This is a genomic window from Streptomyces sulfonofaciens, assembly GCF_014656295.1.
Lineage (GTDB): Bacteria > Actinomycetota > Actinomycetes > Streptomycetales > Streptomycetaceae > Streptomyces > Streptomyces sulfonofaciens.
This window is the reverse complement of the sequence record NZ_BNCD01000005.1, coordinates 245425-262282: the sequence shown is the minus strand read 5'-3', so window position 1 is coordinate 262282 and position 16858 is coordinate 245425. Positions and strand designations below refer to the sequence as shown.

The following is a 16858-nucleotide window of genomic DNA, read 5'->3' as shown; positions in this document are numbered from 1 at the left end:
CGCCGACCGGTGTCGACGGCTCGACCGCGGACTCCAGTGGGAAGCGCCGCCGTCCGGCAGGTGCGCCCCGGCGCCTGGCCGCCTCGGCCCCGGCTCCCGCCGGCGAGCGGGGACCGGCTCCCGGGGCCCCGGTGCGAACGGGAGCGTGCCAAGGTGGTCGACCGCGTCCATCGGGGCGGTGGCATCATGGCGAACCGCCCTTTGCCGCCGTGGTGCGAGGACGCCGAGCCACCGGGTGGACGCCCCCGTGCCCGTCGTCGCGGCCGGTGGCACCGGCGGAGCGGGACGGAAGCGGTACGGAAGGGGGCGCGGCCATGGTGACGAGGGTCCGCACGGGCGCGGGGCCGACCGGCCGCCGGGAGATGGCCGCGACCGGTGTGAGCGCCGCGTTCGGCACCTTCGGCGAACTGCTCCAGGGAGTGCTGCCGGAGGACGACGGCGACTTCCTGGTGACGCTGCCCATCGCCCGCTGGGCCATGGCGCGCTTCGAGCTCACCGCGGCCGCGGAGGGCCCGAGCGTCTTCCCCGCGCACAAGACGAAGGCGCTCCGGCTGATGTCCATGATCATGGCGGACGCCGGGCGGACGGGCGGTGCACGGCTGAGGATCGACAGCACGCTGCCGGAGGGCAAGGGCCTCGCCAGCTCCTCCGCCGACCTGGTGGCCACCGCGCGTGCGGTCGCCAACGCCCTCGACGAGCCGATGCCGCCGCGGCGCATCGAGGGGTACCTCGCGAGGATCGAGCCGTCGGACGGGGTGCTGTACCCCGCGATCGTGGCGTTCCACCACCGCAGTGTGCGCCTGCGCGCACGGCTCGGCGCGCTGCCGTCGATGGCGGTGGTCGGCGTCGACGAGGGCGGCGCCGTGGACACCGTCGCCTTCAACGACATCCCGAAGCCGTTCACCGCGCGGGACAGGCTCCGCTACGCGCGGCTGCTCGACCGCCTCAGCCGCGCCGTGGCCCACGGCGACCTGGCCGAGGTGGGCCGGGTGGCCACGGCCAGCGCCCGGATGAACCAGGTGCTGCGGCACAAGTGGGCCCTGGATCCGGTCCTCGGGATCTGCGAGCGGGTGGGCGGTCTCGGTGTGGTGGTCGGGCACAGCGGCACGTCCCTGGGCATCCTGCTCGACACCGCCGCCCCGGCCCACGACCTGCGGCTGGCCCGCGCGGCCCGGCTCTGCCGGGAGCTCGTGGGCAACGTGGCGGTGTACCACACGCTGAGCTTCGGCTGAGGCGGCCCGGGCGCCTTCCCGTGGGCGCCGGGCGGGGCGTGCCCGTGCGGCGGGCGCGTGACCCGGCCGGCCGGCGGACGCGGCGGACGGCGATGAGCGTGTCGGTGACGGTGGCCTTCTCGCCGCCGGGCCCGGTGGCCTCCCGCCGCGGGGTGTCCAGGCGCTCCGGCCGGTAGCGGGCCGGAGCCGAAGACCCACGAGGGCTTCGAGTGGGTGTACGTCCTGGGCGGCCGGCTGAGGCTGCTGCTCGGGGACCGGCGCCTGACGCTCGCCCCGGGCGAGGTCGCCGAGTTCGACACCCATGTCCCGCACTGGCTCGGTCCGGCCGACGACCAGCCGGTGGAGCTGCTCGTCCTCTTCGGCCGCCAGGGCGAGCGCGCCCATCTGCGCGCCCGCACCCGCCACAGCGGTGAATGACCCGCCCGGCCGCCGCGGCCGGGCGGGGCGCCGGGCCCCGGGCCCCGGGCCGTGCTACCGCGCGGGCCGGTCCAGGACCAGCGCCGCGTACCCGCTCGCGTGGCGGACCGCGGTGTGCGCGTGGACGACGGCCGCGAAGCGCAGCCAGTCGCGTGCGGTGAGGGCGGACAGCGCGGGCCAGCGGCGGCACAGCAGGCGCCGGCCGGCCCGTCCCGCGCTCAGCCCCGCGCAGAGCTGCGCGAGCCGCAGGAAGCGGCCGGTGACCGGGCGGGTCCAGTCCTGGGTGAGGCGGATGCGGTAACCGATGTCCAGCGCGTGGCGGTGGTACCCGGACAGCGGTTCGAACTCCTCGAAGCGCCAGGTGTCGCGGACCAGGCGTCCCGGGTCCGCGGCGGCGATGCCGGCCGGGTCGCCGGTGCGCCACACGAAGTCGACGAGGACCAGGCGGCCGCCGGGCGCAAGGAGCCTGAAGACGTCCTCCAGGAAGGCCCGGCGGCCGTCCGGACCCAGGTGGAAGGCGGCTTCGAGGCAGTGCACCTTGGTGAGGGAGCCGTCCGGGAAGGGCCGCGGGCCGCCGTCCGCGGGCGGGCGGCGCAGGGCCGTGAGGTCCCCGGCCAGGTACCGGACCCGCGGCCGGCCGCCGAACCTGCGCACCGCCTCCTCCACATGGGCGTCGAGCAGGTCCACGCCCGTCACCCGGCAGCCCCGCCGCCCCATGAGGTGGCTGCTGTAGCCGCGGCCGCAGGCGGCGTCGAGGACCCGGTCGCGGGCGGTCAGCCGCAGCAGGGCCGTGGAGCGGGCCACCAGCCGCCGCTGGAAGGAGGCGAGCCCGGCGGGCAGGGCCGGCAGGGTCGGCGGCGTGTAGTAGCCCAGGTTGAGCAGGTCGCCCCAGCCCATCGGCTCCAGCACGCGGAAGAGGATGTTGCCGGGGCCGTAGGCGTCCTGGAGGTTCTCGGGGCTGCTCATACCGGTCTTCTCCGCGACGCTTCGGGACTGCGGGGCTTCGGGACTGCGGGACTGCGGGACTGCGGGGCAGCAGGGCTCGGGGCCCACCGGGCGGGGCGGCGTGGTGCGGCGGAGCGGGCGCGACGGCGTGCGGCTCCCGGGGCGGCCGTCGGGTCGGCACAGCGTGTCATCCGTGGCGGCCGTCCCGGTAGGCGCGGCCGGGCGGCGCCCTGGAGTGCGTTGCAGGGGCACACACTTATTGGGGGGCGCGCAAGTAACTGGTGCCCCGGCGCTGACTACCGTGCGCCCCTCGCTCACGCTGATGAAACGGTTCGCCGTCGTTTGCCCGTACGAAGGCCCGCGCATTGATGTGGTCGGCGGTCCGGGACCCGTGTGGCCTGGCGTGCCGCAAGGGGCGCGCAGGGCGCCTCCGGGCGGCGCACCGGGGACCGCCGCGGTCCTACCGGAGCGAACGAGGGGCGGGTGCACACGCACATGCCGGATGACGAGGGTGTCGACCGCAGGCTGGCCCGCGACCCCGTGGCGATCGTGGGCCTGGCGGGCAGGTTCCCCAAGGCATCGGACGTCCGCGAGTTCTGGGACAACGTCATGACGGCCAGGGACTGCTCGGACGTGGTGCCCGAGAGCTGGTGGCGCACCGAGCACCACTACGACCCGGACCCCTTCGCCGAGGACCGCACCTACTGCCGGCGCGGCGGCTTCCTCACCCCCGAGATATTCGACCCGCGCGAGTTCGCGATGCCGCCGAACGTGCTCGACTCCACCGGGCTGGTGCAGCTACTGAGCCTGGTGGTGGCCAAGGAGACGCTGCACGACGCGGCGCACGGCAGGCCGGCCTGGCACGACCCGGCCCGCACCGGAGTGGTCCTCGGGGTGTGCGGCACCAACAGCACCCTGATCCCGCTCGCGGCCCGGCTGCTGGTGCCCGAGCTGAAGCAGACCCTGCTCGCCTTCGGCCTGCCGGAGGAGACGGTCGAGCGCGTCGTGCGGACCCGCCTCGCGGCGCTGCCGCCGTGGACCGAGGACTCCTTCCCCGGCGTCCTCGGCAACGTCGTCTCGGGACGGATCGCCAACAAGCTGAACCTGGGCGCCGCCAACCACACCGTCGACGCGGCGTGCGCCAGCTCGCTCGCCGCGGTGCGCGCCGCCGTCGACGAACTGCTCGGCAGGCGCGCCGACGTGATGCTCACCGGCGGCTGCGACGCGGACAACTCCGTCGTCTCCTTCATGTGCTTCAGCAAGACGCCCGCCCTGTCGCTGAGCGGCCGGGTCAGGCCCTTCGACACGGCGGCGGACGGCACGCTGGTCGGCGAGGGCATCGGCATGCTGGCACTGCGGCGCCTGGCGGACGCGGAGCGGGACGGCGACCGGATCTACGCGGTGCTGCGCGGTCTGGGCAGTTCGAGCGACGGCAGCGCGAAGAGCATCTACGCGCCGAGCGGCGAGGGCCAGCTCCGCGCGCTGCGGCGCGCCTACGCGGACGCGGACTGCGCCGCGCGGTCCGTCGGCCTGATCGAGGCCCACGGCACCGGCACCCCCGCCGGCGACGAGGTCGAGCTGTCCGCCCTGAACACCCTGCTCGCCACCCCGGACGACCACCACTACGCGGCCGTCGGCAGCGTGAAGTCGCAGATCGGCCACACCAAGGCGGCGGCCGGCGCCGCGGGGATGATCAAGGCCGCGCTGGCGCTGCACCACAAGGTGCTGCCGCCCACCATCAACGTCACCCGGCCGAACGCCCGCACCCTGGCCGAGGACAGCGCGCTCTACGTGAGCACCGCCGCCCGGCCGTGGCTGCGGGACGCGTCCCGGCGGGTGCGCAGGGCCGGGGTGTCCGCGTTCGGATTCGGCGGCGTGAACTACCACGCCGTCCTGGAGGAGCACCCCGGCAGCGCTGCCGACCGCGACCGCGCCCTGCACGAGACGCCGCGCCCCTGCCTCTGGCACGCACCCGACCCCGCGCTGCTGCTGGAGCGCCTGGAGCGCGGCGACGCCCCGGACCCCCTCCCCGCCCCGCCGGACCACGCCCGGCTCGGCCTGGTGGCCGCGGACCCGCGGCACCATGCCGAACTGGTCGCCCTCGCGGTGGAGCGGCTGCGCGCGACGGTGCGCAGCGGGCGGGAACCGGACGGCTGGAGCCATCCGCGAGGTGTCCACTACCGTCGCCGGGCCCTGCCCGAGGGCACCGGGGTGGCCGCGCTCTTCACCGGCCAGGGCAGCCAGTACGTGGAGATGGGCCTGCACGCCGCCCTGGCCCTGCCCCCGGTGCGGGACGCCTTCGACGCCGCCGGCGACCTCTTCCCGGCCGCCGACGGGCTGGGGCGGGCCGTCTTCCCGCCGCCGGGCACCGGTGACGCGCGGGCGCACGGCGAGCGGCTGCGCCGCACCTCGTACGCGCAGCCGGCGATCGGCGCGCTGTCCATGGGCCAGTTCCGGTTCCTGCGGGAGCTGGGGTTCGCGCCGGACGGGGTGCTCGGCCACAGCTTCGGTGAACTGACGGCGCTGTGGGCGGCCGGTGTGCTGGACGGCACCGCGTTCACCTCACTCGCCCGCGCCCGCGGCCTGGCGATGGAGCAGCCGCCGGGCCCGGACACCGATCCCGGGGCGATGGCCGCCGTGCGGATGCCCCGCGGCGAGCTCGACGACGCCCTGCGCAGCCACCCCGACCTGACGGTGTGCAACCGCAACGCCCCCGACGAACACGCGCTCGGCGGGCCGACGCCCGCGGTCGAGCGGTTCGTGGCGTGGTGCGCCGAGCGCGGCCTGGGCGCCGTGCGGCTGCCGGTCGCCGCCGCCTTCCACACGCCCCTGGTCGCCCACGCCACCGACGCGTTCGCCACCGCCTGCGCGAGGGTCGACTTCGGCGCCCCCGGGGTGCGGGTGTACGCCGGCGCCGCGGGCGCGGTGTACGGCGCGGACCCGGCGGCCAACCGCGCCACCCTCGTGGCGCAGCTCGGCCGCCCGGTGGACTTCGCGGCCCGGCTTGCGGAGATGCACGCGGACGGGGTGCGGGTCTTCGTCGAGTTCGGGCCCCGGCGGACCCTGACGTCGCTGGTGCGGCGCACCCTGGCGGAGCACTCCGTGGAGGCGTTCGCCTGCGACGGCGGCCCGGGTTCGGACAGTTGCGCCACCCTGCTGGAGGCGGCCGTGCGGCTCGCCGTGCTGGGGCTGCCGCTGAACGGTCTCGACCGGTACGCGGCGCCGCCCCGCGCCGAGCGGCCCGCGCCCTCCTCGGTGGCCCGCCGCCTCGAAGGACCGCTGTTCGCCGTGGAGCGGCGTAGGCCCGCCTACGAGGAGCTGATGGCCCGGCTGACGGCCGAGGCGACACAGGCGGGCGAGCCGCCCGAGGCCACCGGTCCGGCCGATCCGACCGGCGCGCCTGCGCCGACCGGTGCGACCGACACGACCCGGGTGGGCGGCGCGACCGGCGCGACCGGCGCGCCGGGTTCCGCGCAGGCGGCCCCCGAGGCCCCCCAGGCCCCCGCGGCCCGTGCCGCGGGGGCCGCGCAGCCACCACCGGCACCCGCCGGGCCGTCACCCGCGGCGCCCTGCGCCTGGGAGGGCGATCCGCTCTCCCGCGCCGCCGCCGAGCACCTGGCGGCGCACAGCCGCTACCTGGACGGCCAGGTTCGCACCGCCGAACAACTGACGGCACTGCTGCGCGAGGGCACCGCGGGCGGCCGGGAACTCGATCCCGCGCTGCTGGCGGCGGTCGACGCGGTCACCGAGCACAGCCTGGCACTGGGCCGGGCGCACACGCGGGCAGGCGAGGCGGTACGCGACATGCTCCGGCCCGCGGTGCACGGCACGGACGCGCCGGCCGGCCCGACGGGTGCGGGCCCGGTGCCCGGCCCGTCCGGTGCGCCCCCGCACGGGGCCGTGCCTGCGGGCGGCGCGGCGAACGGTGCGCGGCCGGACGGCGGTGTGCCGGGGGGCGGCGGAGTGCCGCAGCACGGCGGTGTGCCGGAACACGGCGGTGTGCCGGAGGGCCACGTGGCGAACGGCTCCCCGGTGTTCGACGCGCTGCCCGACGGCGTCCTGCCGCGGCAGCGCACCGGCCCGCCGCCCGGCGCCGGTGACCGGGACACGGCCACGGCCACGGCGGCGGAGTCCGCGGCCGTCCCGGACCCGGCCGCGGACTCCGCGGGGGAGAACATCTCCGCCCTCGCGGAACTGTGGGCCGCACGGCAGAGCGAGGAGGACGCCCGCCCCGCCGCGGTGGACATCGCCGATCTGGACCCGGAGGAGCTGGAACGCGAGTTCCGGGCGGTGATCGCCGAGAAGACCGGCTACGACCTGGACATGATCGAGCCCGACATGCACATCCAGGAGGAGCTGGGCATCGACTCGCTGAAGCAGGTGGAGATCGCCGCGGAGATGTGGCGCCGCTACCCGGTGATCGACCGCAGCGAGCTGTACCGCTTCAGCGAGGCCAAGACCGTGCGGCAGCTCACGGAGCTGGCCAGGGGCATCCTCCTGAACCCCCAGCCCCAACTGCGCAGCCCCGCACGGCACTCCGCGCCGGGCCGCACCGCCGTCGCCCTGGCGGCGCTGCCCGAGCCCGACGTGTGCACGGACGCCTTCGCCGACCGGCCGCACGCCCTGTTCCTCGACGACGGCGGCGAACTGACCGGCACCCTGGCAGGGGCCCTGGCCGACGCCGGCTGGCGCACCACCCGCCTCGCCCTGCCGGGCGCGACGCCCGCCCGGGACCCCGGCGGTGAGGCCCCGGGCGCCCCGGGCACTCCCGACTCCCCCGGCACGCCCGGTCTGGCGGACTGGAGCGAGGACGCCCTCGGGGCGAGCCTCACCGGGATCCTGTCCGCCGCGGAGCGCCTCGACCTGTGCGTGCTGCCGGTCAGCCGGGGGACGGACACCGACGCCGAGGAGGTCGTCAGGCGGCTGCGGCACTCCGTGCTCGTCGCCAAGCTGGTGCGTCCCGCGCTGGAGGCGGCGGCCGGCACCGGCACCCGGGCGGGTCTGGTGACGGTGACCCGGCTCGACGGCGCGCTCGGCTACGCGGGCTCGGGCGGCGACGGCACGGCCGCGCTCGCCGGCGGCCTCGGCGGACTGGTCAAGACCGTCGCCCTGGAGGCGACCACCCTGTTCTGCCGCGCCCTGGACTTCGCTCCCGCACTGTCGGCGGCCGAGGTCGCCGGGGCGTTCACCGCCGAGCTCGCGGACGTGGCCACCGACGTCCGCGAGGTCGGGGTCGACTCCCGCGGCCGCCGCACGCCCCGGCTGGCGCCCGCACCCGGCGACGAGGCCCCCGCGGCCCCGCCCGCCGCGCCGCTGACCGAACAGGACGTGCTGCTGGTCACCGGTGGCGCCAGGGGCATCACGGCCTGGTGCGTCGAGGCGCTCGCCCAGGACCACCGCTGCGGTTACGTCCTGCTCGGCCGCACCCCGCTGGAGCCGGAGCCGGAGTGGGCCGCGGACCTGCGCACCCCCGAGGAGCTGTCCGCCGCCCTTGAGGCGCGCGCCCGCGACGCGGCTGAGGACCCGGGCACGGCCCCGGTGCGGGACCGCATCGAGCGGGACCGCACCCGGCTGCTCCAGCAGCGCGACATCCGGCACACGCTCCAGTCCCTGCGGGCCCGGGGCGTACGGGCCGACTACGCGGCGGCGGACGTGTCCGACGCCGGTGCGGTGGCCGAGGCGCTGGCCCCCCACGCGGACCGGATCACCGGGGTGCTGCACGGCGCGGGCATCCTGCGGGACCGGCCGCTGTCGGAGGCCACCGCCGAGACGATCGCGCCCGTGGTCGACACCAAGCTGGCCGGCCTGCGGCACGTGCTCGCCGCGCTGGAGGCGGACCGGCTGCGGCTCCTGGTCCTCTTCTCGTCGGTCGCCGGCACCTCGGGCAACCTCCGGCAGGCGGACTACGCCCTGGCCAACCAGTCCCTCAACCTGTTCGGCTGCGCCTACCAGGCCGCACACCCCGACTGCCGGGTGCTGCCCCTCGCCTGGGGCCCCTGGGAGGGCGGCATGGCCGCCGCGGTGCAGCAGGTCTTCACCGACGCCGGCGTTCCGGTGCTCTCCCGCGAGGAGGGCTGCCGGTACTTCCTGGCGGAGCTGGCCCCCGCCGCCCCCGGCAGCGGCGTGGGTACGAACGGCACGGATACGGACGGCGCGGATACGGAGGGCGCGGATACGGAGGGCGCGAGCGCGGACGGCGCGGGTACGGCGGCGGCCCGCGGCGGTGTGGTCGTCCTGGGACCCACCGCGGACCTGTTCAGGCGCTGCGACCCGCTGCCCGAGGCCGGGTACACCGCGCACCGCCTGCTCACGGGCCTGGGCGAGCAGCCGCTGCTGCGCGACCACCGCATCGGCGGCACCCCGGTGCTGCCCATGGCCGCCGCCGTCGGCTGGGCCCTGCACACCGTCGAGCGCGCGCACGGCGACAGCCGTCCGGTGACCGAGTGCCGCGACTTCCGCATCACCCGCGGCGTCTTCCTCGCCCCGGGGCACCCCGAGCGGTTCCGGGTGCGGCTGACCCGCGACCCGCAACCCGAGCTGGCGGCCCGCCTCACCCGGGTGCGCATCAGCGACGCGGGACCGGACGGCACACCGCACTACGAGGGCGGCTTCCTGCTCTCCGACGAACCCGGTGCGCCCCCGGCCGTCGAGCTGCCGCCGTACCGCTGCGGCACCGCACCGCACCCCGGGTACGCGGACGGCAGGCTGTTCCACGGCCCCACCCTGACGGGCCTGCGGGACGTCCTCGAAGAGGCCCCCGGCCGCCTGGTGGTGAGCGCGCGGATGCCCGGCGCAGACCTGGCCGGCGGCGCGTACGCGGGCCGGCTCTACCGCCCGGCACCGGCCGACCTGCTCCTCCAGACCGGTCTGCTGGCCCTGCTGGAACTCGCCGACAAGGACGCCCTGCCGGTGCCGGTGTCGGTGGAGCGGCTGGCGCTGTACGCGCCCCTGCCCGACGACGAGCCCTTCGCCATCGTCGCGGACGTGCAGGACCCGGCCTCGGCCGCGTCGATGTTCTCCCTGCTCACCCTCACCGCGTGCACACCCGAAGGGCGGGCCCTCCAGCGGTGGGAGGGACTGCGCTTCCTCTGGCTCGACCACCCCGGCGACCTCATCCCCGGGTTCGTCGACCGCGCCGGTGTTCCCGCCCCGGGTGACGGCAGCGGAGGACACGGCTGATGGACGAGCTCACCTTCGACGGCATCCCCCTCCCGATCCCACCCGCACCGCCCGCCCCACAGCCCGCACCGCCCCCTACGGTGGCCCCCGCGTCCGCGGCCCCGCCACCGGCCGCGCCCGCGCAGCCGGGCCCGCCCGCGGACCTGGCAGGGCGCCTCGCCGCCCGGCTCCAGGAGGCGCACGCCGCGGTGCTCGGCGCGCACGAGGCCATCACGGCATGGCAGCTCAGCCGGGCACCGCGGGGCAGGACGGCTGCCCGCCTCCCGTACGCCCCCGCACCCGGCACCGGCGAAGGGCCGTCCGAGGGCGCGGAAGCGGTCGTCGACGCCGTTTCTCAGGTACTGCGGGCCCTGGCCACCGCGCCGCACGCCGCCGAGGCGGCTGCCGGCACCGGAACCGCCACGACCGCCACGACCCGTACGGGCGGCACGAACACCGCAACCGGTACGGGCGGCACGAACGCCGCGGCCTGCACGAGCGGCCCGACAGACATGGCCGAGGCGGCCGAACCAGGCAGGACGGGCGGGACGACCGAGGCAGGCAGGACAGGCGGGACGACCGAGGCGGCTGGTGCACGGGCCGAGGCCGGCGTGGGCGCCGGTGCCGTCCTGCTGTCCTGGCAGCGCCCGATCCCCCCGGTCCCGGCCGGCCTGCGGGTGGCCGCGACGGACCGCGGTCGGCAGGTCCTGGAGGGCCGAAGCCCCCTGGCCGGGCTCACCCGGGTGGAGCCGGCGGACGCCCAGGAGCGCCCCTGGCCGCCGCGCCCGGTGCTCAGGTACCCGCCCGACCCCCGGCCACCGGCCCGTACCACGGTGGCCCGGCTTGCGGCGGCCGAGCTCGACGCGCTTGCCGCGGGCCGCTTCCGCGCCGTCCTCGGCGCCGCCTTCGACCAGAGCGGGCTGCCGCCCGAAGCGCTTCCGGCGCCGTGGCCCGCCCGGCTGCTGGCCGATCTCGCGCTCACCGGTCCCCGCGACGGCGCGCACGCACAGGGCCGGCTGCTCGCCACCACCCGGCCGGCCGCGGACACCGCGAAGGCGGGCGCCGGCACCTGGGCGCATCTGGTGGCGGCCGCCCTGGAGGCGCTGCGGGTGTACGTCTTCTGGCAGGGCTTCCACCTGTGCGTGCCGGGCGCGCGGGCCACCCCCTCGACCGGGCGCCCCGTACGCGTCGAAACGCTCGCCCCGGCAGGGACCACCGGGGCCGCCGGGAGCACCAGGGCCGCCGGGACCACCGGCCCCGCCGTACCGCCCGGCGCCGTCCTCCACATGGAGCTGCACGTGTCCGCCACCGGCCTGCTTCCCCTGCCGTACGCGACCGCCGACTGCCAGGTCACCGTCGGCGGCCGGCCGCTGGCGCGGCTGTGGGACCTGGGCGTCACCCTGGTGCCGGCCGCGGGCACCGAGGCGATGGGGTGGGAGCGCCGCAGTCCGCGCACGACCGCCTCGGGGCGGCGGGCCGAGCTGGACGAGTTGCAGATCGCCTTCCTGGCCGAGGGCGACCACGGCGCCGTGCGCCTGCCCGGTCTGCCCCGTGTCAGCGCCCGGGTGCGGCCCCGCCTGCCACGCGGCGACTTCCGTCTGGTGGACCGGATGACGCGGCGCCCGCAGTCGGGTGGGTACCGGCCGGGGACCGAGGGCGCCTGGGAGTACGACGTGCCCCCGGACCCGTGGTTCGTCAGGGAGAACAACGGCACGCTGCCCCAACTGGCCCTCATGGAGGCGGCACTGCAACCGGCGGGCGGCTTCAGCGGTGCGCTCGGGATCTCGGGCGAGTATCCGGACCGGAGCCTGAGCTGCCGCAACCTCACCGGCCGTGCCCGGCTGCTGGAGGACGTCGAACTGCGCGGGACCACGGTGGAGCAGCGCACCGTACTGCGTGCGCACTCCCCGCTGCCGGGCGGCATCATGCACCGCTACGACTTCTCCCTGAGCACCGGCGGCCGGACGTTCTACACGGGTGAGGCGGTGCACGGCTTCCTCACACCCGAGCTGCTCGCCGGCCACCAGGGACTGGACGGCGACGCCCCGCGCCGGCCGTGGCTCGACGACGGCTCACCGGCCCCGGGCGGGGTCCTGCGGCTGCACCCGGCGGGCGACACCCGGCTGGGCCGCGGCCGCCTGGCGCTGCTCCAGGAGGCATGGCTGGTGCCGGAGGGCGGGGAGCACGGGGCCGGGTACGTGCTGTGCGAGAAGCCCGTGCGCGCCGACGACTGGTTCTTCGAGCAGCACTTCCCCCACGACCCCGTGCTGCCCGGGTCCGTCAGCGTGCAGATGCTCTACCAGGCGGTGCACGCGTTCGCGCTGGGCACCGGCCTACTGGACGGGCTGCCCGAGCCGCGGATGCACGTGGCGGTGGGCGAGGAACTGCGCTGGAGCTACCGCGGGCAGATCCTGCGCGAGCACCGGCGGGTCCGCGGCGAGGTGCACGTGCGCGAGGTGCGCCGGGAGGGGGACCGCGTCCTGGTGCGTGCCGACGGCAGCGTCTGGCGCGACGAGGTGCGCATCTACCAGGTGGAGAACCTGGCCGCCGACTTCCGTGCCGCCCTGCGCGGCGCGCAGCGGGGCGGCGCGTGATGGGCCGGGCGGTGCGTTCCGACGCGGAGGGCGTGTACGCGGTCCTCGCGGACCTCGACCGGCCCTGTTACATCGTCAGCAGCGGGGGCAAGCCGGGTGCGCTCTGCGATCCGCCGGCCCCGGGCAGCGGCGCCACCGTCCTGGCCGTGGCGGCGCCGCAGCACCCCGGCAGGCTGGGTTCGGCGGAGTTCCGGCGGTGGCACGGGGTGCGCCATGCGTACATGGCCGGGTCGATGGCGGGCGGCATCTCCGGGGAGGACCTGGTCATCGCGCTGTCCCGGGCCGGGTACCTGGCGTCGTTCGGTGCGGCCGGGCTGCCGGAGGCCCGGGTCGACGCGGCCCTGCGGCGCCTGGCGCGGGAACTGGGCGACACGGGCCGCGCCTACGCCTGCAACCTCATCCACAGCCCGATGGACCCGGCCCTGGAGCGCCGGTGTGTCGACGCCTGCCTGCGGTACGGGGTGCGCTGTGTGGAGGCGTCGGCGTTCGTCCAGCTCACACCGGACCTGGTGCGGTACAGGGTGGCCGGCCTGCGGCGCGCGCCGGGCGCGCCGGGCGGGGTGCGGGTGGAGAACCGGCTGATCGCGAAGGTCTCCCGGCCGGAGACCGCCGAGCTGTTCCTGCGGCCCGCACCGCCGGAGCTGCTGGCGGACCTGGTGGCCCGCGGCCTGGCCGACGCGGAGCAGGCCGAGCTGGCCCGGGCCGTGCCGATGGCCGACGACATCACCTTCGAGGCCGACTCCGGCGGCCACACCGACCGCCGTGCGCTGGCCGTGATGCTGCCCGTGATCGTGGGGCTGCGGGACCGGGTGGCGCGCGAGCACCCGCACCGGGCGCCCGTGCGGATCGGGGCGGCGGGCGGCATCGGTACTCCGGAGTCCGTGGTCGCGGCCCTGGCCCTGGGCGCCTCCTACGTGGTCACCGGCTCCGTCAACCAGGCCACCTTGGAGGCCGGCACCTCGTCGGCCGTCAAACGGCTGCTGGCCGCCGCCGGTCCCGCGGACTGCACCATGGCACCGGCCGCGGACATGTTCGAGCAGGGCGTCCAGGTGCAGGTGCTCGCCCGCGGCACGGTGTTCGCCGCCCACGCGGGCCGGCTGTCCCGGCTGTACCGGGACCACGCTGGCCTCGCGGAGCTGCCGCCCGCCGAGCTCCGCCACCTGGAGGAGCGCGTCCTGCGCAGGCCCGTCGCCCGGGTCTGGCAGGACACCGCCGACTACCTCGCGCGCCACCACCCCGAGTGGCTGCGGCGTGCCGAGACGGACCCCAGGTACCGGATGGCGATGGTCTTCCGCTGGTACCTGGGCATGGCCTCGCGCTGGGCCACCGAGGGCGAGGCGGAGCGGCAGGGCGACTGGCAGGTGTGGTGCGGGCCCGCCATGGGGGCCTTCAACGCCTGGACCGCCGGCAGCGCCCTGGCCGACCCGGGCGCCAGGGGCGTCGCCGCCGTCGCCGGGCACCTGCTGCGCGGCGCCGCCTTCCACTCCCGTGTCACCCAGCTCCGGCTGGCCGGCGTCCACCTGCCGTCCGCCTGCGCCCGCTACCGCCTGCCGCCGCCCGGCACGGATGCCGCGGATCCCGCCGGCTCCACCGCCTTGGCGGATCCCGCGCGGGCCACGGCCGCCGGCGGGCGGCCGGGCACCGCCCCGGCGGCCCCGTGAACCCCACCGGGGCCGCCGGAGGGGCCCCGGTGGACCGCCTGCTCCCGGTGGACCGGTGTCCGGTGCCGGGCCGGGCCGGGGCCGAGGGCTCAGCTCTCGTGCCCCAGCTCGATGTCGAAGGTGTCGGTGCCGTCCCTGCCGAGGGTGAACGGCGTGGAGCGGGGCGGGTATCCCGCGGCGACCACCGTGTAGTGGCCGTCCGGGAGGTCGGTGAAGGCGTAGACGCCGTCCTCGCCGGTGGTGCGGTGGGACAGGACGTTCCCCGCGGGGTCGAGCAGCGTGACCCGGATGTCGGCCAGCGGGGTGCCCCGGTCGTTGCGGACGGTGCCGCTGATCAGGGCCGCCGGGCGCAGCTCGATGTCCTGCTTGGTCGGGGAGGCGGTGCCCAGGTCGACGGTGAGGGCGCTCGGCTGGTAGCCCTCGGCGCTGACGGCCAGGGTGTACAGGCCGGGGGTGAGGTCGGTGAGCCGGTAGGCGCCGGAGTCGTCGCAGCGGGCGGTTCCCGCGACGTCGCCGTGCGCGTCGGTGGCCACCACCAGGGCGCCGCCGATCGGGCTCCACTCGGCGTGCACCGTGCCTGACAGCCCGCCGGAGGCGACCAGGTGCAGATCGAAGGCGGTGGGCGCCGGGCCGACCGTGACGGTGGCGACGTGCGGCTGGTGCCCGGGCGAGGAGGCGATCAGGACGTACGCGCCGGCCGCCGGGCCCGCGAGGGCGTAGCGGCCGTCCGCCGCGGCCTGGGCGCGGGCGAGCTGGAGACCCGCCGGGTCGATCAGGGTGACGGCGGCGCCCGGGACCGGGTGGCCGGCCGGGTCGAGGACGAACCCGTGCACCTGCGGGCCCGCGGCGGGCGTGACCGGCTCGGCGGGCGCGGTGGCGGGATGGGTGCCGTTCAGGGCGGCGGGACCGGCCGTCGGGATCGCGCCCTTGGCGTGCTGGGGCCGGGTGGGCAGCGGCTCGGCGGGCGCCGGGGCCGGGGCGGGCTGCGCCGCACTCTCCTCGGCGGGCGCCGGGGTGTGCGGCTGGGGGCGGCCCTTGCGGTAGACGGTCACGGAGACCAGCAGTCCTGCGGCGAAGAACCCGGCGGCCCACCAGTAGGCGGTGGAGTAGCTGTGCAGCGCCGCGAGGACCGGGAGGTTGCGCGTCCCGATGTGGTCCTTGGCGTAGTCGGTGGCGGCGGTGGCGGCGATGGTGTTGAACAGCGCCGTGCCGATCGAGCCGCCGATCTGCTGCATGGTGTTCACCATCGCCGAGGCCACGCCCTGGTCCTGGCGGGCCACACCGAGCGTGGCGAGGCTCATCGCGGGCGGCATCACCAGACCGAGGCCGAAGCCCATCACGATCAGCGGCGGCAGGACGTGGGCCGGGTAGGTGCTGTTCAGGTCGAGCCTGGTGAACAGGACGAGACCGGCAGCCGCCGCCGCCATGCCGAATGGCACCACCGGCTTGGGACCGAGCCGCGGGACCAGGACGTTCACCGCGAGCTGGGCGGTGACCATCAGCGTGCCCACCATCGGCAGGAAGGCGAGGCCGGTCTGCACGGGCGAGTAGTTCAGGTTCAGCCGGAGGTAGTACGTCAGGAAGAGGAAGACGCCGAACATGCCCGTACCGGCGATGAAGACGCTTATGTACGAGCCCGCGCGGTTGCGGTCGGCGAGCACCCGCAGCGGCAGCAGGGGGTGCTTGGCGCGGTGCTGCCACACCACGAAGAGCACGAGCAGCAGCGCGCCGGCGGCCAGGAAGCCCCAGCACATCCAGTCGCTCCAGTCGTGCGTCTCGGCGTTGGAGAAGCCGTAGACCACGCCGAAGAGGCCGGCGGCCGCGAGCAGGGTGCCGAGCAGGTCGAGCTTGGGCCGCTCGGCGGGCATGGCGCTGCGGACGAAGACGAGGGCGCCGATGACGGCGAAGACGGCTATGCCGTCGTTGACGTAGAGGGTCCAGCGCCAGTTGAGGTGCTCGGTGAGCACACCGCCGAGCAGCAGTCCTATCGCACCGCCGGAGCCGGCGATGGCACCGAACACGCCGAACGCCTTGGAGCGCTCCTTGGGGTCGGTGAACGTCGTGGTCAGCAGGGACAGCGCGGACGGCGCGAGGATCGCGCCGAACGTGCCCTGGAGTGCGCGGGCGACGACCAGCATGGTGAAGCCGTTCGCCGCCCCGCCTATCGCGGAGGCGGCGGCGAAGCCGATCAGGCCGATGATGAAGGTGCGGCGGCGGCCCAGGAGGTCGGCGAGCCGCCCGCCGAGCAGCAGCAGGCTGCCGAAGGCCAGCGAGTAGGCCGTGATGACCCACTGGCGGCCGTTGTTGTCGAAGCCGAGCGCCTGCTGGGCGGAGGGCAGGGCGATGTTCACGATGGTGGCGTCCAGCACCACCATCAACTGGGCCAGGCCGATCACGGCCAGGGCCCACCAGCGGCCGGACGGATGCTCCTCGACCGCTCCGCCTGGTGCGCCTCCGGATGCCGGCGCGGCGGCTTCCGCGCGCACCTGGACGGTGGGTGTTGACATGACTGGGGGCCTCCAGTGCGGTGCTCTCGTGCTCGTGTGCCGTGCTGCCCGGTCCGCTGCGCGGCGCTCCGCGAGGGGCCGGACGGCCGGTGCGCTCAGGACTCCGCCGGACGGCCGGCGGCTGTGGACGGGCGGCGCCGTACCGTACTCTCCGGGCGGCTCCCGGGCTGCGGGCGCCTCAGCCCTCCGCCGGGGCGGGGCGCGGCCAGGAGGAGTCTAGAGGGCGAGCCTGTGCGGTGGCCGCGGGGAGAGTCGTGGTGCGGTGCTCCGCCCCTCGTGAACATAGGGAACGTTACCGTCTCGTACGGTGAGAGCGTAAATTCCCCACCCGGAGAAATGCAAGC

Annotated in this window: 6 protein-coding genes and 1 pseudogene; 5 read left to right on the top strand and 2 right to left on the bottom strand. The window is 76.5% G+C overall.

Annotated elements, in window-relative coordinates; all coding sequences use genetic code 11:
• Nucleotides 1-314: 314 nt before the first annotated feature.
• Entirely contained in the window at nucleotides 315-1232 is a 918-nt protein-coding gene (locus tag IE313_RS11310; protein ID WP_189930862.1) for a GHMP family kinase ATP-binding protein, read from the top strand.
• A 171-nt stretch (nucleotides 1233-1403) separates the two neighbouring features.
• Nucleotides 1404-1649: pseudogene (locus tag IE313_RS11305) on the top strand (cupin domain-containing protein); the annotation flags it as partial.
• Nucleotides 1650-1703: 54 nt separating this feature from the next.
• Here IE313_RS11305 and IE313_RS11300 read toward each other — a convergent pair.
• Nucleotides 1704-2615, bottom strand: a complete 912-nt coding sequence (locus IE313_RS11300) for an SAM-dependent methyltransferase (RefSeq protein ID WP_189930861.1) — start codon at nucleotides 2613-2615, stop codon at nucleotides 1704-1706.
• 474 nt (nucleotides 2616-3089) lie between these two features.
• Between IE313_RS11300 and IE313_RS11295 the strand changes: the two genes are divergently transcribed.
• From IE313_RS11295 to IE313_RS11285, 3 genes are read left to right on the top strand one after another with little or no spacing between them, the layout of a single operon-like run.
• A complete protein-coding gene (locus IE313_RS11295) occupies nucleotides 3090-9773 on the top strand; it encodes a type I polyketide synthase (protein ID WP_189930860.1) in 6684 nt (2227 codons plus the stop codon).
• Nucleotides 9773-12346, top strand: a complete 2574-nt coding sequence (locus IE313_RS11290; RefSeq protein WP_189930859.1) for a hypothetical protein — start codon at nucleotides 9773-9775, stop codon at nucleotides 12344-12346. The genes IE313_RS11295 and IE313_RS11290 overlap by 1 nt, the downstream gene beginning before the upstream one ends.
• Complete coding sequence (locus IE313_RS11285) at nucleotides 12346-14007, top strand: PfaD family polyunsaturated fatty acid/polyketide biosynthesis protein (RefSeq protein ID WP_189930858.1); 1662 nt, start codon at nucleotides 12346-12348, stop codon at nucleotides 14005-14007. Before IE313_RS11290 ends, IE313_RS11285 begins: the two co-directional genes overlap by 1 nt.
• Before the next feature lie 89 nt (nucleotides 14008-14096).
• On the opposite strand, the gene IE313_RS11280 is transcribed toward IE313_RS11285, so the two are convergent.
• Nucleotides 14097-16514: an MFS transporter gene (locus IE313_RS11280; RefSeq protein ID WP_189930857.1), complete on the bottom strand. Its 2418-nt coding sequence runs from the start codon at nucleotides 16512-16514 to the stop codon at nucleotides 14097-14099.
• Between the last annotated feature and the right edge of the window lie 344 nt (nucleotides 16515-16858).